The sequence below is a fragment of the Bacillus sp. B.PNR1 genome (genome assembly GCF_030386235.1).
GTDB classification, from domain to species: Bacteria; Bacillota; Bacilli; order Bacillales; family Bacillaceae; genus Bacillus; species Bacillus stercoris.
Window position 1 is genome coordinate 1,028,350 of sequence record NZ_JANYMN010000002.1, and the last position, 20,860, is coordinate 1,049,209.

18 protein-coding genes, 1 tRNA gene and 1 riboswitch are annotated in these 20,860 nt (G+C 41.8%); of the genes, 13 read left to right on the forward strand and 6 right to left on the reverse strand.

Annotation, left to right across the window (positions count from 1 at the left end):
* Positions 1-7: 7 nt before the first annotated feature.
* The 6 genes from NZD81_RS16555 to rhaA all read left to right on the forward strand — a co-directional run bounded on the left by NZD81_RS16555 (position 8) and on the right by rhaA (position 8,131).
* On the forward strand, positions 8-1,996 hold the full coding sequence (locus NZD81_RS16555) for a methyl-accepting chemotaxis protein (protein ID WP_282373250.1): 1,989 nt from the start codon (positions 8-10) through the stop codon (positions 1,994-1,996).
* A gap of 136 nt (positions 1,997-2,132) precedes the next feature.
* On the forward strand, positions 2,133-4,202 hold the full coding sequence (locus NZD81_RS16560) for a bifunctional aldolase/short-chain dehydrogenase (RefSeq protein ID WP_282373248.1): 2,070 nt from the start codon (positions 2,133-2,135) through the stop codon (positions 4,200-4,202).
* Positions 4,203-4,259: 57 nt separating this feature from the next.
* Positions 4,260-5,036 carry a rhamnose catabolism operon transcriptional regulator RhaR gene (rhaR, locus tag NZD81_RS16565; RefSeq protein WP_282373247.1) on the forward strand — a complete coding sequence of 259 codons (777 nt, stop codon included), beginning with the start codon at positions 4,260-4,262 and terminating at the stop codon, positions 5,034-5,036.
* 4 nt (positions 5,037-5,040) lie between these two features.
* Entirely contained in the window at positions 5,041-6,498 is a 1,458-nt protein-coding gene (gene rhaB / locus NZD81_RS16570; protein WP_282373246.1) for a rhamnulokinase, read from the forward strand.
* A 17-nt stretch (positions 6,499-6,515) separates the two neighbouring features.
* Complete coding sequence (gene rhaM, locus NZD81_RS16575; RefSeq protein ID WP_041521411.1) at positions 6,516-6,830, forward strand: L-rhamnose mutarotase; 315 nt, start codon at positions 6,516-6,518, stop codon at positions 6,828-6,830.
* 26 nt (positions 6,831-6,856) lie between these two features.
* Entirely contained in the window at positions 6,857-8,131 is a 1,275-nt protein-coding gene (gene rhaA, locus NZD81_RS16580; protein ID WP_282373244.1) for an L-rhamnose isomerase, read from the forward strand.
* Between the two features lie 40 nt (positions 8,132-8,171).
* Here rhaA and iolU read toward each other — a convergent pair whose 3' ends face one another.
* Positions 8,172-9,158, reverse strand: a complete 987-nt coding sequence (iolU, locus tag NZD81_RS16585; RefSeq protein ID WP_040082004.1) for a scyllo-inositol 2-dehydrogenase — start codon at positions 9,156-9,158, stop codon at positions 8,172-8,174.
* Positions 9,159-9,339: 181 nt separating this feature from the next.
* Between iolU and NZD81_RS16590 the strand changes: the two genes are divergently transcribed.
* From NZD81_RS16590 to NZD81_RS16600, 3 genes are all read left to right on the forward strand, one after another.
* Positions 9,340-10,506, forward strand: coding sequence for an AI-2E family transporter (locus NZD81_RS16590; RefSeq protein ID WP_014665141.1), 1,167 nt, complete (start codon positions 9,340-9,342; stop codon positions 10,504-10,506).
* 92 nt (positions 10,507-10,598) lie between these two features.
* Positions 10,599-11,429, forward strand: coding sequence for an undecaprenyl-diphosphate phosphatase (locus NZD81_RS16595; protein WP_069150196.1), 831 nt, complete (start codon positions 10,599-10,601; stop codon positions 11,427-11,429).
* A gap of 106 nt (positions 11,430-11,535) precedes the next feature.
* Positions 11,536-11,608 (forward strand) — tRNA-Ala (locus NZD81_RS16600).
* Between the two features lie 90 nt (positions 11,609-11,698).
* Here the strand turns inward: NZD81_RS16600 and cdoA are convergent.
* Positions 11,699-12,184, reverse strand: a complete 486-nt coding sequence (gene cdoA, locus NZD81_RS16605; protein ID WP_041521410.1) for a cysteine dioxygenase — start codon at positions 12,182-12,184, stop codon at positions 11,699-11,701.
* Between the two features lie 493 nt (positions 12,185-12,677).
* Between cdoA and NZD81_RS16610 the strand changes: the two genes are divergently transcribed.
* From NZD81_RS16610 to NZD81_RS16625, 4 genes are all read left to right on the forward strand, one after another.
* The gene (locus tag NZD81_RS16610) at positions 12,678-14,210 is read left to right on the forward strand and encodes an MFS transporter (protein WP_282373237.1); all 1,533 of its coding nucleotides are present in this window, start codon (positions 12,678-12,680) and stop codon (positions 14,208-14,210) included.
* Between the two features lie 341 nt (positions 14,211-14,551).
* On the forward strand, positions 14,552-15,091 hold the full coding sequence (locus NZD81_RS16615) for a hypothetical protein (protein ID WP_282373235.1): 540 nt from the start codon (positions 14,552-14,554) through the stop codon (positions 15,089-15,091).
* A gap of 686 nt (positions 15,092-15,777) precedes the next feature.
* Positions 15,778-16,626, forward strand: coding sequence for an exo-glucosaminidase LytG (gene lytG / locus NZD81_RS16620; protein WP_103030908.1), 849 nt, complete (start codon positions 15,778-15,780; stop codon positions 16,624-16,626).
* Between the two features lie 108 nt (positions 16,627-16,734).
* Positions 16,735-16,998 (forward strand): YiaA/YiaB family inner membrane protein, encoded by a 264-nt coding sequence (locus NZD81_RS16625; protein ID WP_003222348.1) that lies wholly within the window; start codon positions 16,735-16,737, stop codon positions 16,996-16,998.
* Between the two features lie 36 nt (positions 16,999-17,034).
* On the opposite strand, the gene ktrB is transcribed toward NZD81_RS16625, so the two are convergent.
* From ktrB to gbsR, 4 genes are all read right to left on the reverse strand, one after another.
* Positions 17,035-18,372 carry a Ktr system potassium transporter KtrB gene (gene ktrB / locus NZD81_RS16630; RefSeq protein WP_282373231.1) on the reverse strand — a complete coding sequence of 446 codons (1,338 nt, stop codon included), beginning with the start codon at positions 18,370-18,372 and terminating at the stop codon, positions 17,035-17,037.
* A 6-nt stretch (positions 18,373-18,378) separates the two neighbouring features.
* A complete protein-coding gene (ktrA, locus tag NZD81_RS16635; protein WP_014665134.1) occupies positions 18,379-19,047 on the reverse strand; it encodes a potassium uptake protein KtrA in 669 nt (222 codons plus the stop codon).
* Positions 19,048-19,119: 72 nt separating this feature from the next.
* Positions 19,120-19,268, reverse strand: a riboswitch (cyclic di-AMP (ydaO/yuaA leader).
* Between the two features lie 146 nt (positions 19,269-19,414).
* Positions 19,415-19,960: a biofilm surface layer hydrophobin BslA gene (gene bslA / locus NZD81_RS16640; protein ID WP_014665133.1), complete on the reverse strand. Its 546-nt coding sequence runs from the start codon at positions 19,958-19,960 to the stop codon at positions 19,415-19,417.
* 196 nt (positions 19,961-20,156) lie between these two features.
* Entirely contained in the window at positions 20,157-20,699 is a 543-nt protein-coding gene (gene gbsR / locus NZD81_RS16645) for a transcriptional regulator GbsR (protein ID WP_014665132.1), read from the reverse strand.
* Positions 20,700-20,860: the final 161 nt, after the last annotated feature.

Genomic DNA, 20,860 nt, shown 5'->3' on the forward strand with positions numbered 1-20,860 from the left:
AACAGGAATGGGAAAATTCATACAATGGATCAAACAGCCATCGATCAGCAAACCGCTAATCGCTGCGTTTCTGGCAGTGCTTATTTTGCCGGTTGGGGTTTTAGCATATTTCAGTTATCAATCAGCTTGGAACGCACTGGACAGGGAACTAACCAATAGTGCAGTGGGAAACGTTGAAGAACTCAATAGCACCCTGCAAAACAAATTGAATAATAAAGTGAAAGCAGTAGATTATTATAGTGAGACAATCGATAAAGACCTATTGCTAGGCAAAAACAAAACCTTACTGAAAGAGAAATTTAAGCAGTACACGACACTTAACGACGATGTAGGCGCGATCTATGCTGCTTCAGAAGATAAGAAGCTTTACAAATATCCGGACAGCGGTGTTCCGAAAGGCTTCGATCCGACAGGACGTGACTGGTACAAACAGGCCGTTGCGGAAAAAGGACAGGCTGTTTTCTCAGAACCGTATACTGATGAAGCAACAGGGAATACCGTTGTCACAATTTCAAAACAATTAAAAGACGGGTCAGGGGTTATAGCGCTTGATTTAAACCTGGATGAGGTGCTTACTGCATCACAGAGAATCAAAATCGGAAAAGAAGGCTATGCATTTATTACGACAGGCAACAAAAAATATATCGCCCATCCGACGATTAAGCCTGGGACAACCGGCTCCGGCGATTGGACAAACCAAGTATATTCCAAAAATGACGGCTCCTTTGAATATACATTCGAAGGCAAAGAAAAGAAAATGGCCTTTACGACAAATAAATTGACTGGCTGGAAAATCGCGGGCACTTATTTTGTCAGTGAATTGCAAGATGCTTCAAGCCCGGTGCTGAACACTGCGATTATCATTCTATGCGTGTCTATTGTAATCGGCGGCATACTCATACTGTATATTATTCGTGCCATTACCAAGCCATTAAGAAAACTTGTCATAACGTCTGCAAAAATCAGCAGCGGTGATCTCACAGAAGTCATTGATATTCACTCGAAAAACGAGTTTGGCCAGCTTGGCGAGAGCTTTAATGAAATGTCTGCATCATTGCGTTCTGTAATCGGCGTTATTCAAGCGTCTGTCGAAAACGTCGCCTCATCTTCTGAGGAGCTGACGGCAAGCGCAGCTCAAACGAGTAAGGCAACAGAGCATATTACACTCGCCATCGAACAGTTCTCAGATGGCAACGAGGCGCAAAGTGAGAAACTGGAAACGAGCTCAAATCACCTTTCTCAAATGAATCACGGGATTTCAAAGGTGGCACAAGCCTCTTCAACCATTACGAAATCATCGATTCAGTCCTCTGAGGCAGCGGGCAGCGGCGAGAAACTGGTGGAACACACAGTCGGCCAAATGAAAACAATCGACCAATCCGTTCAACAAGCGGAAGCGGTTGTGAAGGGCCTTGAAACAAAATCGCAAGACATCAACAGCATCTTGAATGTGATTAATGGCATCGCTGACCAAACCAACCTGCTGGCATTAAATGCTGCGATTGAGGCGGCAAGAGCGGGAGAATACGGAAGAGGCTTCTCAGTAGTTGCGGAAGAGGTCAGAAAACTTGCCGTGCAATCAGCAGACTCCGCCAAGGAAATTGAAGGATTAATCCAAGAGATTGTCAGAGAAATCAGCACTTCCCTTTCGATGTTCCAATCTGTGAATCATGAAGTAAAAGAAGGCTTGCAGATTACTGACAAAACAGCGGAAAGCTTTAAACAAATCTATGAGATGACAACCCAAATTTCCGGCGAATTGCAAAACTTGAACGCGACGGTTGAACAACTATCAGCCGGATCACAGGAAGTGTCAAGTGCTGTTGAAGACATTTCTGCAGTGGCGAAAGAAAGCTCAGCAGGCATTCAGGATATCGCAGCTTCGGCGGAAGAACAGCTTGCGTCCATGGAAGAAATCAGTTCTTCAGCGGAAACGTTGGCAAACATGGCGGAAGAACTTCAGGACATTACGAAAAAATTTAAAATTGAATCATAATGAACGAGAAAGCGGCATATTCTGCTGCTTTCTTTTTTTATTGAAAACAAAAATAAACAAAAATAATTCAAAAACAAACGAAGATCATATATAATGAAAACGGATACAAATAAAAGGGTATGGAGGAATATCAAATATGGTGAAGCATATATGGGATTCAGACCGAGCTGCAAAGCTGCCTAAAGGTGTAGAGGAACTGGTGTACAGGTCCAATTTGATCGGGTCAGACCGCACTGTTTGCAACTGGGGCGGGGGGAATACATCTATGAAAACAACGGAAAAGGATTTTAGAGGCCGTGAAATAGAAGTCATGTGGGTAAAAGGAAGCGGTTCAGATTTGGCAACAATGAAAGCGCATAACTTTACCGGTTTGAAATTAGATGATATCCGCCCGCTGATTGAAAGGGACAAAATGTCAGATGAAGAGATGGTAGATTACCTGTCTCATTGTATGATTGACAGCAAACATCCCCGCCCTTCAATTGAAACACTATTACACGCTTTTCTGCCATACAAGCATGTTGACCATACCCATCCAGATGCGATTATCAGCATATGCTGCGCAGATAATGGAAAACAGATCGCTGAAGACATTTACGGAAACCGGTTTGTATGGGTGCCATACGTCCGCCCTGGATTTGCTTTGTCTAAAATAATCGCTGAAGGCGTAGCGAACAACCCTCACGCCGAGCTTGTGTTAATGGAGAAACATGGCTTAGTCAGTTGGGGAGAGACGTCTGAAACATGTTATCAAAAAACGATATCCATCATTCAAGAAGCCGAGCAGTATATTAACGACCGTATCAATCAGCATGAGGTATTTCGAGGCAAAAGATATCAGCCGCTGCCGGAAGATCGCAGAAAACAAATATTGGCTGAGATCATGCCTGTGATCAGAGGAACTGTAAGTGAAGAAAAGAAACAGATCCTTTCCTATGATAATCATGACGACGTCTTGGAATTTGTAAACAGTGTTCAAGCGCCAGCACTTTCGCAAATCGGTGCGGCATGCCCGGATCACCTTGTTCACACAAAAAGGGTTCCGCTGTACATTGACTGGAATCCGGAAACTCAAGATGTTCACAAGCTTGCGGATCTGATCAAGTCAGGAGTCGAGCGCTTTACGTCAGAGTATCAGGCTTACTTTACACGCAATCAGCAGGATGGGGATCAAATCTTTGAATCCGCTCCGCGGGTGATATTGATTCCTGGAATCGGAATGGTGAATACAGGAAAAAGCTATACCATGTCTAAAGTAAGCGGGGCCTTATATCGGAGGGCCATCGCTGTTATGAAAGGAGCAACAGCTCTGGGGCAATTTGTTTCTTTAAATGAAAATGAATCCTACCATGTCGAATATTGGCCGCTTGAACTATATAAACTTACGCTTGCCCCGCCGGAAGCAGAATTTTCCCGAAAAGTAGCGCTGATAACTGGAGGGGCTGGCGGAATCGGCAGTGCAGCATGCCGCCGATTTGCAGCTGAGGGAGGGCACGTAATCGCAGCTGATCTGAATATAGAAGGTGCACAGAAAATTGCCGGGGAAATAAACGATGCGTACGGAGAAGGGCGTGCAATGGCTGTCAAAATGGATGTGACAAAGGAAAAAGACGTACAGTCAGCTTTTGAACAAGCGGCACTTGCTTACGGCGGCATTGATATCGTCATCAATAATGCCGGGCTGGCCACATCAAGCCCATTTGACGAAACAAGTCTAAAAGAATGGAATCTTAATATGAATGTTTTAGGAACAGGCTATTTCCTTGTAGCCCGTGAAGCGTTTAAACAGATGAAACAGCAAAATAGAGGCGGAAGCATGGTATTTGTCGGATCGAAAAATTCGGTTTATGCGGGGAAAAACGCCTCTGCCTACAGCTCGGTTAAGGCGCTTGAAACCCATTTAGCAAGATGCATTGCTGCAGAAGGCGGAGAATTCGGCATTAGGGTCAACTCCGTTTTGCCGGACGCGGTTCTTCAAGGATCGGCAATCTGGGGTTCAAGCTGGCGTGAGGAACGAGCCGCGGCGTACGGGATTGAACCGGATCAGCTGGAAGAACATTACCGGAAACGAACTGCATTGCTCGTCAATATTTACCCGGAGGATATTGCCGAAGCCATTGCATTTTTCGCTTCTTCTAAAGCCGAAAAAACAACGGGCTGCATGATTACGGTAGACGGCGGCGTCCCTGCTGCTTTTACGCGTTAGAAATATGCTATGATAAAAAATATAAGATGGACTACGATATGAGGAAGGGCGTTACTGATGCTAGTAGCAGAACGGCAGCAAAAAATAGTGGAAATAGTGAATGCGCGTTCAAGCATCCGCGTTGCCGAATTAAGTGACATATTTTCAGTCACAGAGGAAACCATTCGGCGTGATCTTGAGAAGCTTGAAAAAGAACATAAACTGAGCCGGAGTCATGGAGGAGCGGTCAGTATTCAGCAGAAGGAATCAGAAATTCATTTTTCTGAACGGGAAATCACAAATGTCATCGAAAAAAAAGCCATTGCTCACGAAGCGGCCAAATATGTAAAAAGCGGAGACCGAATTATTCTCGATGCAAGCACAACCGCCTGGTACATGGCGAAAATACTCCCTGACATTGAAATCACCGTGATTACAAATTCAATGAAAGCAGCCATTGAACTCAGCAATAAAAAAAACATATCAGTCATTTCAACAGGCGGCATTTTGCTGGAAAAATCATTATCATTTGCTGGCCCGTTAGCAGAACGTTCACTTGAGACCTATCATGTCAATAAAACCTTTCTGTCATGTAAAGGAATTGATGTAAACAACGGGATGAGTGACTCAAATGAGTGGCAGGCGCTGCTCAAAAAACGGATGATCGAAAGGTCGGACCAGACCATTTTGCTGGCCGATTCAAGCAAATGGGGGAACCGCGAGTTTTCACATATCGCCTCGCTGCAAGATATCAGCCGCGTAATTACAGATTCTGGACTTGATCCGGCATCGGTAAAAGCTCTTGAGGACAAAAAGGTGAAGGTGACAGCTGTTCCTCTTCCGAAGAGAGGGTGAAAGAATGATTTATACTGCCATTGATATAGGCGCATCAAGCGGGAGAATCATGGTAGGTGAACTAAAGGAAGGGAAGCTTGACATACAAGAGATTCACAGATTTGCTAACGGTTTTAGTCAAAGAGAAGAGCATTGCTTTTGGGATATTGATCATCTGCTAAAACAAATCCTGCAAGGACTGCAAAAAGTAAAAAAGCTTGGATATGAACACTGCACCATTGGCATCGATACATGGGCAGTTGATTATGTCTTGCTGGATGAAAAAGGAAATCGATTACGCGAAGCAATATCCTATCGTGATAGAAGAACAGATCATACAATAGACAAACTGGAACATACCCTCTCGAAGGCTAAAATTTATCAAAAAACAGGAATACAATTTCAGCCTTTTAACACGATCTATCAATTGTATGAAGAAAACCGTGAGCTGCTGAAAAAGACAGATAAAATTGTGATGGTTCCTGATTATTTAGGCTATTGTTTAACCGGAAAAGTCGTAACAGAAATCACGAATGCGTCCACAACACAGCTTTTAAACGTCTCAACGGGAAAGTTTGATCCTGAATTGCTTGATGCCGTGTCTGTTTACGAACAGCAATTTGCCCCGTTGACTGAACCGGGGTATGAGCTCGGGAAGCTAAGAAATGACTGGTTCCCGGATTATGATCTCCCGGCGTGCAAGGTGATGACAGTCGCAACACATGATACGGCCTCGGCCGTCATCGCGGCGCCTGGTGTAAGTGATGGCTGGGCGTATATCAGCAGCGGAACATGGTCGTTAATCGGGGTTGAAAACAAAACACCGATAATAACTGATCTGGCTTTGAAAAACAACTATACAAATGAACGCGGCGCAAACAACACCATTCGCTTTCTCAAAAACATTATCGGCATGTGGGTGATACAAGAAGTAAGACAGCAATTACAAGCAGATTACTCTTTTCAGCAGCTTGCAGAAGAAGCCGAAAAAACAGAACCATTCCAGCAATTTATAAACTTAAATGATAAACGCTTCCTCAATCCAGAAAACATGATAATGGAAATACAGCATTATTGCAGAGAAACCCGCCAAAAGATTCCCCGCACTGCAGGCGAACTTGCCTGCTGCATCTACAGCAATTTAGCCATCATCTATGCGATAGCCATCAAAGAACTCGAAACGATCACAGAAAAAACGATCGATCAGTTTCATATCATCGGCGGCGGAGCCCGGAACGATTTCTTAAATCAATTAACGGCAGACATGAGCGGAAAAGCGGTATACGCAGGACCAGTAGAGGCAACCGCCATAGGAAATCTGCTGATGCAAATGATTGCTGCCAAAGAAGTCAAAGACATAAAAGAAGCCCGGCAAGTCGTCAGAAATTCCTTTCCGATCAAAGTGTTTACACCCAAAGACATTGACAGAAGCACGATCATTCAGTCATTTCAGCAAACTGTTTTGAAAGCGCTATCTAAATAATGAAGAGGTGACAAAGCTTGAAAAGAAAAGCCAGTATCATGTTTGTCCATCAAGACAAGTACGAAGAATACAAGCAGCGGCATGATGACATTTGGCCTGAGATGGCAGAAGCACTCAAAGCTCATGGAGCCCACCATTATTCCATTTTTCTAGATGAGGAAACAGGCCGGCTTTTTGCATATTTAGAAATAGAGGATGAAGGGAAATGGAGAAAGATGGCGGACACGGAAGTTTGCCGGAGATGGTGGAAAACGATGGCGCCCTTAATGAAAACAAATTCGGATTTCAGTCCTGTTTCGATAGATCTAAAGGAAGTTTTTTATTTGGATTAAAAAACTGAAATAAGGGAGAGAGCTGCATGACCATAAAAGCCAATTATGACAGTGCAAAACAGGCATATGAAAAATGGGGAATTGATGTTGAAGAGGCGCTTCGGCAATTAAAGCAAGTGCCCATTTCAATCCACTGCTGGCAGGGTGACGACATTGAAGGCTTTGAAGTAAATAAGAGCGAGCTTTCAGGCGGAATTGATGTGACCGGCAATTATCCCGGAAAAGCGCAAACGCCTGAAGAATTAAGAAGAGATTTGGAGAAGGCTCTTTCTCTCATTCCTGGAAAACACCGTGTGAACCTTCATGCGATTTACGCAGAAACTAACTGGGAAGAGACAGCACGTGACGAGTTGAAGCCGCAGCATTTTGAAAACTGGGTAAAATGGGCAAAAGATTTAGGGCTAGGTTTAGATTTCAATCCGACCTTGTTTTCGCATGAGAAAGCGGCTGATGGACTCACCCTTTCACACCCCGATCCGGATATCAGAGAATTTTGGATCAGGCATTGCATCGCGTGCCGCCGTATCGGAGAATACTTCGGGAAAGAATTAGGCACCCCTTGCTTGACGAATATTTGGATTCCCGACGGCTATAAGGATGTCCCGAGTGACAGGCTGACACCGCGTAAAAGATTAAAAGAATCACTGGATCAGATTTTCGCAGAAGAGATCAGTGAACAACACAATCTCGATTCAGTTGAAAGCAAGCTGTTCGGGCTTGGTTCTGAATCATATGTTGTCGGATCTCATGAATTTTATTTCGCCTATGCTCTGACGAATCATAAGCTTTGTTTACTTGATACAGGCCATTTTCATCCGACTGAGACGGTATCAAACAAGATCTCGTCCATGCTGCTTTTTACAGACAAGCTTGCTTTGCACGTATCTCGGCCAGTTCGCTGGGACAGCGACCATGTAGTGGTTTTGGATGATGAATTGAGAGAAATCGCTCTTGAAATTGTGCGTAATCAGGCTCTTGAGAAGGTCGCCATCGGTCTGGATTTTTTCGATGCCAGCATTAACCGTGTAGCGGCCTGGACCATCGGAACGAGAAATATGATCAAAGCTTTATTGTATGCCTTGCTTCTTCCGAACGGCTATTTAAAACAATTGCAGGAAGAGGGCCGCTATACAGAAAGGCTGGCCCTTATGGAGGAATTCAAAACATATCCTTTCGGAGCCATCTGGGATTCCTACTGTGAACAAATGGGCGTGCCGGTAAAAGAGACATGGCTGCATGATATCAAAGAGTATGAACAAGAGGTGCTTTTAAAAAGGAAGGCGTCTTCTCCGATTGCCTAATAAAAAATCCGCCGCGTCATTTGTACGCGGGCGGATTTTTTTAAGCATGATCAGCAGGGTACACAATCCCCATTTGCTTTCTTGCTTCTTCCATAATTTTTGCGGTGATCAAAGATCGTTCAAATGTATTTTCTTCAGATTCCTGCTTATTCTCTTTTATGAGCGTGACAAATTCTTCTGCTTCGTAGAACATCGCCGGTTTAGGGTCAGGGATCGCAATGTTTTCAAGGCGGCCGTCGCGGTAGCGAATTTCAACACGTTCAGGCCGGTGAATCGTATCAATTACAATCGTTCCGTCTTCACCCTGGATTTCCGCCGGGGCATATGAAGTAGAGATTTTAGAATGCATCAGAACAGCTTCGAACCCATCGTAAGACAGAATGACAGTTCCCTCTCCATCTACTCCGGAAGATAAAGCATATCCATTTGCTTTTACATCCTTCGGCTCGCCAAACAGCACAACAGCCGGATAAATACAATAGACGCCAATATCCATTAATGACCCATTAGAAAGCTCAGGCTGAAACGCATTCAAAACAGTTCCGTTTCTGAACGCGTCATACCGTGAGGAGTATTGACAGTAGCTTGCGGTAAATCTGCGGACAGTGCCGATTTTATGCAGATGTTTTTTCAGCTCTTTGAAATTCGGCAGGAAAGTGGTCTTCATCGCTTCCATGAGGACAACGCCGTTTGCCTTAGCCGCTGAGATCATCTCTTCTGTTTCTCTTGTATTTGAAGCAAACGGCTTCTCACAAAGCACATGCTTGCCGTGGTTCATAAAGAGTACGGCTTGTTCCTTGTGAAGAGCGTTCGGGCTGGCTATGTATACGGCATCAAAACAATTGCTCTCCGCCATTTCCTGAAGGTCTGAGAAGGTATGCGCAGCATTGTGTTTAGCAGCAAACTCAGCAGCGCGTTCAGCCGATCTTGAATAAACGGCAGTCAGCTGAAAATCTTCTATATCCGCCGCTGACTCAAGAAAGCGGTCTGTAATCCAGTTGGTTCCTATTATCGCAAAACGTATCACTCGTATCGCTCCTTTTGCATGATATAGCTAAATTATAGCTTAAAAAGAACAAAATCACATGATAGAGATAAATAGAATGTGACAACAGAGAAAGCTTTTCCAGCAATTAACGGTTTTTATTTTTCATTATAGGGACGATAGTGTACAATTTAACTAAACTATGTATGACGGAGGAACGATAGTGGAGACGTTGCAAACATGGAGCGGCAGATTCAAGCGATTCTTCTTGGACAATAAGTTTGTTTTATTTTTGCTTGTGCTGCTGCTGATTGGTTTAAATATTCTTGTATTTACAAAAACATCATTTATTTTCACCCCGATTATTGTTCTGCTCAAAACAATTTCACTTCCGATTATTTTGACAGGCATTGTTTTTTATCTGTTAAATCCAGTCGTCGATTTCCTGGAGAGAAGAAGAATAAGAAGAATCTATTCTATATTGCTGTTATATCTATTGATTATCGGGCTGATCACGATCACGATCGTGTCCATCATCCCCTTTTTAAAAGAACAAATTATGAGTTTGATTGACAATATCCCGAGATATGTCGATGTCGTAGAAGACCAGACGAAACAGCTGATTGGCAGCAATTTCGTCAATCAGGCCCAGCAAACGATGAACATTAATATATCTGATCTTGCTACAAAGGTTTCGGACCAGGCAGCGACGATCGTAAACAGCACCTTTACCGGTGTTGGGAATTTTATCGGCGCCCTGACTGAGATTATCATTTCAATCGTCACGGTCCCGTTTATTCTTTTCTATTTGCTAAAAGACGGAAGAAAATTACCGGTCTACATACTGAAGTTTGTGCCGACTCGATTGAAAGAACAGACATATACAGTCTTAAGTGAAATGAATCATCGGTTAAGCTCTTATATCAGAGGCCAGATCATTGTCAGCTTCTGTATCGGGTTTTTGCTGTTTATCGGTTATTTGATTATCGGCTTGGATTATGCTTCATTGCTCGCAGTCATTGCGGCTTGTACAAGCATTGTTCCATATTTAGGGCCAACGATTGCCATTACGCCTGCAATTATCATCGCCATAGTGACATCGCCGCTCATGCTGCTTAAGCTGGTGATCGTTTGGACCATTGTTCAGCTGATTGAAGGGAAGCTGATTTCTCCGCAAATTATGGGGAAAAACCTTCACATCCACCCGATCACGATTATATTTCTGCTGTTAACAGCCGGCAAACTGTTTGGTGTTGTTGGAATCATTCTTGCCATTCCGGGCTATGCAGTCGCCAAAGTCATTACCACACATTTATTTGACTGGTTTAAAATGCGGTCACATTTATACGACGAAGAAAAAAATGAAAATATGCCGGGTCATAAAGTGTGATTTTCGTTTATAGTTATATAAGACGGGCTTTCCATTTATGGGAAGCTCCCGTTATGTAAAAAAATAAATGTCTAATGGGGAGAATCAAAATCATGACTCTATGGGAATTGTTTGTAGCCGCCATTTTAGGAATCGTAGAAGGATTAACAGAGTACGCGCCGGTTTCTTCGACAGGACATATGATCATAGTAGACGACATCTGGCTTAAATCAAGTAATCTGATGTCAGAAGAAGCTGCTAATTCATTCAAAGTAGTTATTCAGCTAGGCTCCATTTTAGCAGTAGCTATCGTGTTTAAAGACCGAATTTTAAATTTACTCGGCTTGAAAAAAAATATTACAAGCGACCAGAAGCAGGGACATAAATTAAGCATTGCCCAAATTGCTGTCGGGCTCGTTCCCGCTGCTGTTCTCGGCTTTTTGTTTGAAGATTACATTGATGAATATTTATTTTCCGTTAAAACTGTGGCCTTCGGTTTAATCGCGGGGGCAATCCTGATGCTTTTTGCAGACTGGGTGAATAAGCGGAAAACAGCGACAGACACCCTCGACCGCATTTCCTATAAGCAGGCGATAGCAGTCGGCTTATTCCAATGTCTTGCCCTTTGGCCGGGTTTCTCACGTTCAGGTTCAACTATTTCCGGAGGTGTTATTCTCGGGTTAAACCACCGAGCGGCAGCCGATTTTACGTTTATTATGGCGATGCCGATCATGATGGGAGCAAGTTTTCTGAGCCTTGTGAAGCATTGGGACAGCTTAAGCTCGGATTTGATGCCGTTTTTCATCATCGGCTTTATCTGTGCCTTTGTTGTCGCGTTGTTTGTCGTCCGTTTCTTCTTAAGACTGATTAATAAAATCAAACTCGTCCCATTTGCAATCTATCGAATTATTCTCGGTGTGATTTTACTTTTAATCATGATGTAATTCGAAAAATAAGGCTCATCCCGAGCCTTATTTTTTCTGTCAATTCAAGAGGAAACAGCTTGTTTTTCAAAAAAAAATCATCTATAATAAACATGACGTTACATACGGGGCCATAGCTCAGCTGGGAGAGCGCTACGCTGGCAGCGTAGAGGTCAGGGGTTCGAGCCCCCTTGGCTCCATACCTGTAAACCCTTATTCTATAAGGGTTTTTTTGTTTTGAGAAAAAGGTTCATTCTCTGAATCCTCCAGTTGAACAGTTCATCTGTCAATCATGAATTTTCCAAGACACCCCTTTGTTCTTCAAAGACCGTCATGTCTTTCAAAGGGGGTGAGTAGACATGAAGAGACACCATTCGTTCGGACGTCGGATTGGACATTTTGTGAATTAAACCTTTAGTTGAAATAAGGCATTCTCCTTCGTGGACAAAGTATGAATTGGAGAGTTCTGCGTGTTCGCCGGTTGAGCGATAGATAGAATTAAGGAGTTTTCCTTCTAGCACCATTGCACAACCAATAGATTGGCCATGATCGTGGACGGTTGTCTCCTCGTTAGGCGGAATGTGAATTACGATAATCTCCAACTCATTGTTACGATAGATGGCATTTCGGCCGTAGGCGTATTGGTCTGGCTCCTTAATATACGGTTGACTCAATTGTGCTGCGTTTGGAATTTGTTTTAATGATGTTGCTAAATCTTTAACCGATGGATTTTTCAAGCCGCCAAAAATATCTTGGATACACTCATACAGTTCCATTCGTTTTGCCTCCCGGAAAAAATAAAAATTTCCTAACATTGGTATTTCACAGATTAATTCATGGTATTTACCTATATACAAATTAGAGGCGGCAAACGCCCAGTGAACACAAAAAAATGTGCGGTCAACACGTTGGCTTATCACCAACCTATTCGAGCTTATTAGTTGGAATAGGGGGATGAAAGGATTCAAGCTGCCTGCTTTGATTCACTTGAAGGAACAAGCGAGGAGTTTTAGGCTCTTATACACAATATCGGGGCAAAAACTGTTTATGTTGGAGCTTGAAATTTGCGCTATTGACAAAACACAGTCGGTTTGAAATAATATTTGATTATATGCTCATTTGTTCACATATTTATAATAAAATAATATCATTTCCCCTAAAAGGGAGAATATTAGAATGAAAGCTAATGGTATGCGAAAATCTATTAGCTTCTTTTGTTTTCAAAAAATGGTGTATTTCGCATGTATTCATATAGGAAGGAATGACAACATGAAGACAAAACACTATTGGGTGATTTCTTTGCTCGCCGTTTTAGCGGTCGGGCCGGGATTGATGTCTAACACGGCATTGTCGTCAGTTCAAAGCCTTGTTCAGAAAGCGGTTGGAACAAGTGTCTTCACATCAGTAAATCCAATATTGATCGGAAATATGGCCTTTGCCTTGTTAGTTCCGACAGGACCGCTGCTGAGGAAAAAATTCGGTGCTCGTCCCGTCTACCTTGGTTCATTACCTGTTTTTATACTAGGCTCACTGCTCATCGCATTTTCAAACGATATTGCATGGATGGCGGCAGGACGCTTTTTACAGGGAGCGGCAACAGGTGTCATGCTGATGATTATGATTCCAATGCTTGTACTGTCATTCCCGATTGAACGCAGGAACTATGCCCTGCTTGTGCTGATTGGGGGATTTTATGGTTCTGTTATCATCGGCACGATCCTGGGAACGATAGCTACAAGCTGCGGGCATTGGAGATGGCTGTTTTTCACCTTTGGCACATTGTCACTGATCGGTGTCGCGGTGAGCTATTTCTTTCTCCATGACGAACATCACGGAGCGGCGGCTCAAGAACAGCCCCTTGATCGTGGGGGAATTCTTTTATCTGTTCTCCTTGCCGCAGCCTCAGCGGTTTCATTCATTTTTCTGCAAAAATGGGGGATTTCATCGGGTTATGTATGGACAGGTTTCGGTGTGACGTTATGTTTGTTCATTGTTCTATTAATAGTAGAATATAAAGTGAAAAATCCCTTCATTTCAATTAAACTAATGCTTCTGCCAAAACCGGTGCTCGGGTTATTGATCATAGCTGCAGGGACGATAACGGTAGCTATCAGCCTGTCTGCTTTTCAAGGCTTGCTCCGTCAAATGTATGATATTTCTCAGGAGCATCTCATTCTTTTAAACTTGACTCTTTTAATCGGAGTGGCGATCGCGGCCATTTTGAGCGCTCTGTTTTATGATAAAGTCGGACCAGGGATGCTCGGTATTATCGGCGGACTTATTCTCGTCTTTGTAAATTTTCAATGGCTGCATATGCAGGATCAATCGTCTCTCTATATGTTCGCAGCACTGTTTATCATGCTGGCAGCGGGAACAGGCCTGACAGTCGCCGCAGGGCTGATGGGAGCTGCCATGGGAGGCCCGCTGCCTGATTTGGTCAAGAGAATGACAGCTGTCCAGTTTTTAAGGTTGTTTGTCTATATGGGGGTTCCGATTCTCATCGGTTTTTTCACGAAAAAAGATGCTGCCAGACAAAACGGTTCGGTACAGGATTCTATGATGACTGCTTATCATGATCTCTTTTTCATTTCTTTTATCCTCAGCGTTCTGCTCGTCTGCCTGTCATTTTGTATGAATGCTACAGGAATGGGGCACAAGCTTGCACATAAACCACATGACCAAGCAAAAACAGCTCCGGAACCGGCCGTTTCAGGACAGGGATTGCCGAATGCAACTGTCAAATCACATCAAGTAATCAATGATACAGAATATCGGAATGCACTCAGAAATTTGCAAAAGTAGAAACGTGATAAAAACCTTTTCCTTTCACGAAAAGGTTTTTATTATGCAATCTTTTCCCAACTTTATCCCTAAAGAATTGAAAAATATTAGAAGTGCAAGTAAAATTCTAAAAGGTAGATTCTTTTACATTCGTAATCTTTTAACTTAAAGGAAGGGCCTCTAACAATAATTAATATTAATTAAATGATTTAATGAAATATGTAATTTTAAAGATAAAATGTAAAGGTTAATTATTATTCTGGATTTATTGAGAAAAAATAGGTTTTAAGGAAAAATATATTGAAAAGATGAAACTTTTGGATTATAATTTGTGTGTAACAAATTGAAAGGTGGTAGTATAATTGTCAAAACGTGTTTTCAAATTTATAACTGGGGTATTAAGCTGTGCTATAGTTTTAGCTTTTGTACTTCCCTCTGTAAGCAATGTATTTGCTAGTGAGAATGGTGAGTTCATTGTTGAAAAAGAAAAATACATATCAGTTTTAAATGCTATAGAGAATTCTGTAGAGAAGAGAGGATCTGACTTTGTCGTTGATAAAGCAGAGGCAGCAGATTATGGATTAACAATAGAAGAGATTAATAATTTACAGGATTACCTAAATGTATCCTCTAACTCAGAGGTTGAAAATACACTTAAGACTGTTCCAGAAGAAAAACAAGAAGCTCAAAAAGAAGAGTCAGCATATTATAATGTAGCATCTGCTGCTAGCAATCCTTTATCCAAAGTATTTAAAGCCGTAGTTTATACAATGGTAGGGGTAGCGATTGGTAGAGCAGTTGTCACCGATGCATACAAATTAGGTGCTTATAAAGCTTGTCATAAATGGGGTAAAAAGCACCCTAAAGTTAAAAAAGCATGTAAATTAACTGGGCATTGGTAAGCAACGTCTGAGCTTGTAGAAACGATTTTCTACAAGCTTTATTTAATTTCAAGTTTTTATAACTATATTTAAAGTGCTGATTAAGTATACTTTTATAAGTTTGTAAATAAAAATTTCTAACTACATTAAAGCTGAAAGGTTTATGAGATTTTGCAGGATTATTTTTAGATAGGAATAAGTTTCAATATAAAAAATGTTTTCACTCATGATTTCTAAAAGTTGGTCGATTATAGGCTTAGACAAAAATTAAAGAGGTTGGTGTTCATGCATTTCAACCTCTTTTTTAGTACTAAGATATGATTCTCATTATTTCTTATGATGAAAAACATCTATAAAGTTTTTAGCCCCCAGATAAATAAATGTAAATGATAGAATAAGCCCCCCTACTAAAAAAATAAAAGTAGACAAGTTCTCCATAGTATCACATCCTATTATTAGCTTTATTATATAATTATACTAACACTCTTTACTTGAGAATAGTAGGTTATATAACAATACTAAAAATATAGTGTCACAAGGTGTAACGGAAAATTACTGGATAATATTTTTTGCTAAAACTAAAGAGGCATATAGCAAAGCCAAATTGCCTTCGTTCTAAAGAATTGAAAAATATTAGAAGTGCAAGTAAAATTCTAAAAGGTAGATTCTTTTACATTCGTAATCTCTTAATTCGAAGGAAGGTTTTCATGGCCCGTAAAAAATTGAAAAAACGTAAACTCTTCATTTCACTATTTTTCATTGTATCGATTCCGCTAGCTCTGTTTGTTTTAGCGACAACTTTATCAAAACCGATTGAAACATCTAAAGAAACTGAAGAAGTTGATGAACAGCAAGTATTTATAGACAGCCTGTCCGGGTATGCCCAAATTTTGTATGAAAAATATCATGTCCTCCCCAGCATCACAATCGCTCAGGCCATTCTCGAATCCGACTGGGGGAACAGCGAACTGGCTGCTAAGGCCAACAACCTTTTTGGCGTGAAAGGAAATTATAAAGGCCATCACGTTACGATGGAAACGGACGAAGTTGAAAAAGGGAAAAGAAAAACCATTCGTGCGAAGTTTCGAAAATACAGCACGTTTTTTGAATCGATGGATGATCATGCCCAATTGTTCGTCCGCGGCACATCGTGGAATAAAAAGAAGTATAAACCTGTGCTTGAGGCTGGAGATTATAAGGAAGCTGCTACTGCACTGCAAACAGCAGGATATGCTACAGACCCTGACTACGCTCATAAAATCAGCGCTATTGTGGAAAAATACGATTTGGATGAGTACGATAAGGTAAACCCATCCCTCAAATCAGTGGATTTACATGCTTCCATTAAAGATAGTGCCGTCCAAGACGTATGGTCCAAGCCTTCTACTGATGATCGGTCTATAAGGCTTACCTCTGCCCAATCTTACGTCGGCAAAGATATAAAGGTTGTGTCTAAAAAACAGAATGGCCAGTCTGTATGGTACCAATTCCAAATCAATAATAAACTCATCGGCTGGATTGATGATTCCGCTGTTGAAATAAAGGAAGCAACCTAAGTCCTTTTTACCGGTATTTTTAATTCTTTGTTCCATTCTGGGGAATTTGAGGTATAATATTCCACGACAGTTAACACTAATTAACTATGCTTTTGGGAGGGAACAAAGGTGCAGAAATATAGACGCAGAAATACGGTTGCCTTTACTGTATTGGCTTATTTCACTTTTTTTGCGGGAGTATTTTTGTTTAGTATCGGACTCTATAATGCTGATAACCTGGAACTCAATGAAAAAGGTTATTACATCGCTGTTATGATACTCGTAGCTGTTGGCGCGATTCTTACACAAAAAGTGACCCGTGACAACGCAGAGGACAACGAGATCATCGCAGAACAAGAAAAAAGACAAAATCAATCTCATATCGAATCATAAAAAAATCCGGCGATTGCACGCCGGATTTTTTTGATATCACCCTGTAAACACTTCGCCGTCAGGGTATCGAATATTTGATTGCTCTGTTTTTGCGAATGAAAACACGAACGTTAAAGGACCAATTCTTCCGATGAACATGATGACAATGATGATACACTTGCCAGCTGTTGTCAGTTCAGGAGTAAGCCCCATCGATAGACCGACAGTTCCGAAAGCGGAAAAGGTTTCAAACACAATGTGAATAAACGGCGCTTGTTCTGTGATCGTCAGGGCGAATATCCCTAAAAACACGATGAACAAACCGGTGACGCTTACAGCTAAAGCTTTAATGATTATCGGATATTTGATGGAGCGGCGGAAAATCACCGTTTCTTTTTTACCTCTCAAGTAAGCAATAACAGATGTTAAAATCACGATGAACGTAGTCAGCTTAATGCCGCTCGCCGTAGAAGCGCTGCCTGCTCCGATAAACATCAATAATAAAGTAAATACAATGGTTCCTTCTCTCATACTTCCAAAATCAAGGGAGTTGAAGCCTGCGGTTCTCGGCGTCACTGCCTGAAAATAAGAAGCCCATAGTTTATCCCCTATATGCAGGTGGCCAAGCGTGCCAGGGTTGCTGTACTCTAGAATAAAGATCACAAGCATAGCAATCGCATTCAATATCAGCGTTCCTGTAAGCATAAGCTTTGTATGTAAGGAAAAAGCTTTGAAACGCCGATTTTTCATAATGTCAAACAGAACCGTAAATCCGATCCCCCCTGTAATAAATAAGAAAGTAATCACAAGGTTCACTGTAGGGTCCCCAACGTAGCTCATCAAATTATCAGGCCACAGCGAAAACCCGGCATTGTTAAAAGCAGAAATCGCGTGAAATAGACTGGCAAACAAGCCAGATGACCAGCCATACTGAGGCACAAGCCGGATGGATAGGATGAGTGCTGCTATCAATTCAATACTGATCGAGAACAGAAACAGGACTTTGACAAGGCCAATGACGCCGCCGATTGTCGGCTGGTTTAAGGCTTCCTGAACCAGCATTCGTTCTTTCAACCCGATTTTTTTCCCTAATATCATGACGATCAAAACAGCAAACGTCATAAATCCAAGCCCGCCGATCTGAATCAGCCCCATGATGACAGTTTGCCCGAAAAGTGTAAATTCTGTACCGGTATCGACAACTGCAAGCCCTGTAACGGTTGTAGCGGAAGCTGCAGTAAAAAGGGCATCGATCCATGACAATGGCTTCAGTGTAGAAAACGGAAGCTTCAACAGCACAGCCCCGATGATAATGGTTAGGAAAAAACCAATTGCAAGCACTTGAGGCGGTGTAAACCGAACCCATTTGATCACTTTATCCTTTTGAAGTGTCACCTTTGTCTACATCCCTTCGTTTTCAAAACGTTTAATATCCTTTTTGTGTCCCATGATCACCAGGCAATCCTGCTCGTGAATGATGTCTTCAGGTGCGGGAGAAAGACGGATATCTCCATGATGTTTAATGGCCAGGATCGTGCAGCCGTACTTTGCTCTCACATTCAGGTCAATAATTGATTTTGAATCAAGCTTTCGCGTTGCCAGCAGCTCGACAATACTGTAATCATCAGATAAATCAATGTAATTCAAAACGTTTTCGTCAGAAAGGCTTTGTGCGATCTTGACACCCATGTCCTTTTCAGGGTGGATAATACGATCCGCGCCGATTTTTTCAAGCACCTTATGATGATAATAGTTTTGAGCCTTCACCCAAATATTTGGAATATCAAACTCCTTTAATAATAAGGTGGTCAGCGTACTCGCTTGAATATTCGCTCCGATGGCAACAATCACATATTCAAAATTGCGTATTCCTAATGAAAGCAATTCGTTTTCTTCGGTGGCGTTGGCAATTACCGCATGAGTGGCGTAAGAAGCATAAGCATTGACCTTTTCTTCGTTGATATCAACTGCAAGGACTTCGTGTCCCATTCTGTGCAGCTCTTTGCAAATGCTGCCGCCAAACCGGCCCAGCCCGATCACGGCAAATTGCTTATTTTTTATTCTTCCCAATGTTCATAACTCCCTTAGTAAAATTAACGTTTTTTAAGAAAAAAAGACCATTTCGAAGAATGGTCGCAATAGACCTCCTCTCTGTATACGCCTACGAGGTTAGCTGTCGGGTTAGGGATTCAGAGTACCCCCTCTTACTTAGTAAGATTCACCCCAAGGCTGTTAATAAAACAGCCAATCGTTGGTTCCCCCGTTCGTGTTTGATTAAGCGGTAAAAGAGACTGTATGAAATTGAACACTCAAGAATTTACTCCTGTTTCTAGTGTTTGTCAATTTAAATTTTAAACCAGAAAAAAGATAACGGAAATGAGAGAAAAAAGGGGAGGGGAAAACGCAAAAAAAGACCGGTGTTAACCGGTCTTTTACATTAGTTGCAGCCGCATGGCTGAGTCGGAGGAGTACTGCGCTTAGCCACGTCAATGCTGGCTTCTGCGTAAAATTTATTTCCGATGCTCAATGATTTATTCTCCGCGCGGAAAGTATATGTACCAGCGGCAGGAAGTGTTTTGTTATTCAGTTTTAATTTGAATTCGCCAGCTCCTAACAAATCAAGTGCCAAAGGAATTCTCACTGTTTTCCCATTATTGAGGATCTGTGTTTCACGCAAGGCATTACCGTTCATTGTGTCCTTCGTATTTGCAGTAAATCCGCTTGGTAACGTAAATTCCATCACGCCAAGGCTGAGAAGCGTGTTTGGACGGTAAGTCAATTCGATATCTGAGAAAGACCATTCCGTTTTGCTGGCGCCAGTGATTGTTGCGAACAATGACGCTGTAGACTGTGTTCTCATAGTAGATTCAGTATGAGCTTTAGTTGATGTAGATTCAGCCGCGAAAGAAGCTGTTGGTGCAGAAACGAGTAACCCGAGACTTAAAGCACTAATTGCCAAAGAAGATAATAATTTGCGTTTCATAATAAAATTCCCCCTAAAATTGATAAATTAAACAGGCCTGCCCGCTTTTCACCTCCTCTGAAAGGCCAAATACAAATTTTACCTACATAAAATTACCATCAAATATTTTGGAAGTAAATGGGGTGTTTTTCCCGTATTTTTCAAATTTGTAGTAGTTACACTAAAAAAACGCCTGGTTTCCCAGGCGTTTGCTGTTTTACTTTGTTTCGATCGGTATAAATTTAAAAATTTCTCCGCTCTGCACCGCTTCAGCAAGCCGCTTCAGCCAATCGTAGTAAGCTTTAGAGCTTTCCAGCTGATCATATAACTGCAGCGCTTCATTTTTGATATCCTTATCGAGATCTTCCTTGCTTAAAACCTTTTGTAAATCAGCCTGAGCTTCTTCGATCGCTGCTACATTCACTTGAACCTCCCGCTCCCATTTAGGGGGAAAGAAATTTGTGAAAAATTTAAAGAAATCTTTTTCAGCCACAAATGTATGCTTGCGGATGCCCCGGTGAAATGTTTTTTTCACTACGTTTAAGTCTTGAAGCTTTTTGACACCTGTGCTCATGCTTGGTTTGCTCATTTGCAACTCCTCGCGCATTTCGTCAAGCGTCATCTCATCCCTCATATACATCGTCCCATATAAAATCCCGACACTGCGGGTAATTCCGTAAAGATCCATCGTTTCAGCAATGGAGTCAATAACAAGATCCCGAGCCTGTTCTATAGCTGCAAATTCTGGATTTTCATCCATACTGACCCTCTTTTCCTTTAGAAAGTTAAATTCGTTAAGTTATTTCTTTATGTTCTTTATCTTAACGAAACATAAGGAAAAGTCAAAAAGAAAAATCGAAAAGGGGCTTTGACAGTTTAAAAACCGTATGTTAGATTAAAATTATTAAAAACATTAAATTT

Excerpts from the sequence above, each read along its gene's own strand:
- NZD81_RS16555 (WP_282373250.1), top strand. The coding sequence starts at position 8 with ATGGGAAAATTCATACAATGGATCAAACAGCCATCGATCAGCAAACCG.
- NZD81_RS16560 (WP_282373248.1), top strand. The coding sequence starts at position 2,133 with ATGGTGAAGCATATATGGGATTCAGACCGAGCTGCAAAGCTGCCTAAA.
- rhaR (WP_282373247.1), top strand. The coding sequence starts at position 4,260 with ATGCTAGTAGCAGAACGGCAGCAAAAAATAGTGGAAATAGTGAATGCG.
- rhaB (WP_282373246.1), top strand. The coding sequence starts at position 5,041 with ATGATTTATACTGCCATTGATATAGGCGCATCAAGCGGGAGAATCATG.
- rhaA (WP_282373244.1), top strand. The coding sequence starts at position 6,857 with ATGACCATAAAAGCCAATTATGACAGTGCAAAACAGGCATATGAAAAA.
- NZD81_RS16595 (WP_069150196.1), top strand. The coding sequence starts at position 10,599 with ATGACTCTATGGGAATTGTTTGTAGCCGCCATTTTAGGAATCGTAGAA.
- cdoA (WP_041521410.1), bottom strand. The coding sequence starts at position 12,184 with ATGGAACTGTATGAGTGTATCCAAGATATTTTTGGCGGCTTGAAAAAT.
- NZD81_RS16610 (WP_282373237.1), top strand. The coding sequence starts at position 12,678 with ATGAAGACAAAACACTATTGGGTGATTTCTTTGCTCGCCGTTTTAGCG.
- lytG (WP_103030908.1), top strand. The coding sequence starts at position 15,778 with ATGGCCCGTAAAAAATTGAAAAAACGTAAACTCTTCATTTCACTATTT.
- bslA (WP_014665133.1), bottom strand. The coding sequence starts at position 19,960 with ATGAAACGCAAATTATTATCTTCTTTGGCAATTAGTGCTTTAAGTCTC.
- gbsR (WP_014665132.1), bottom strand. The coding sequence starts at position 20,699 with ATGGATGAAAATCCAGAATTTGCAGCTATAGAACAGGCTCGGGATCTT.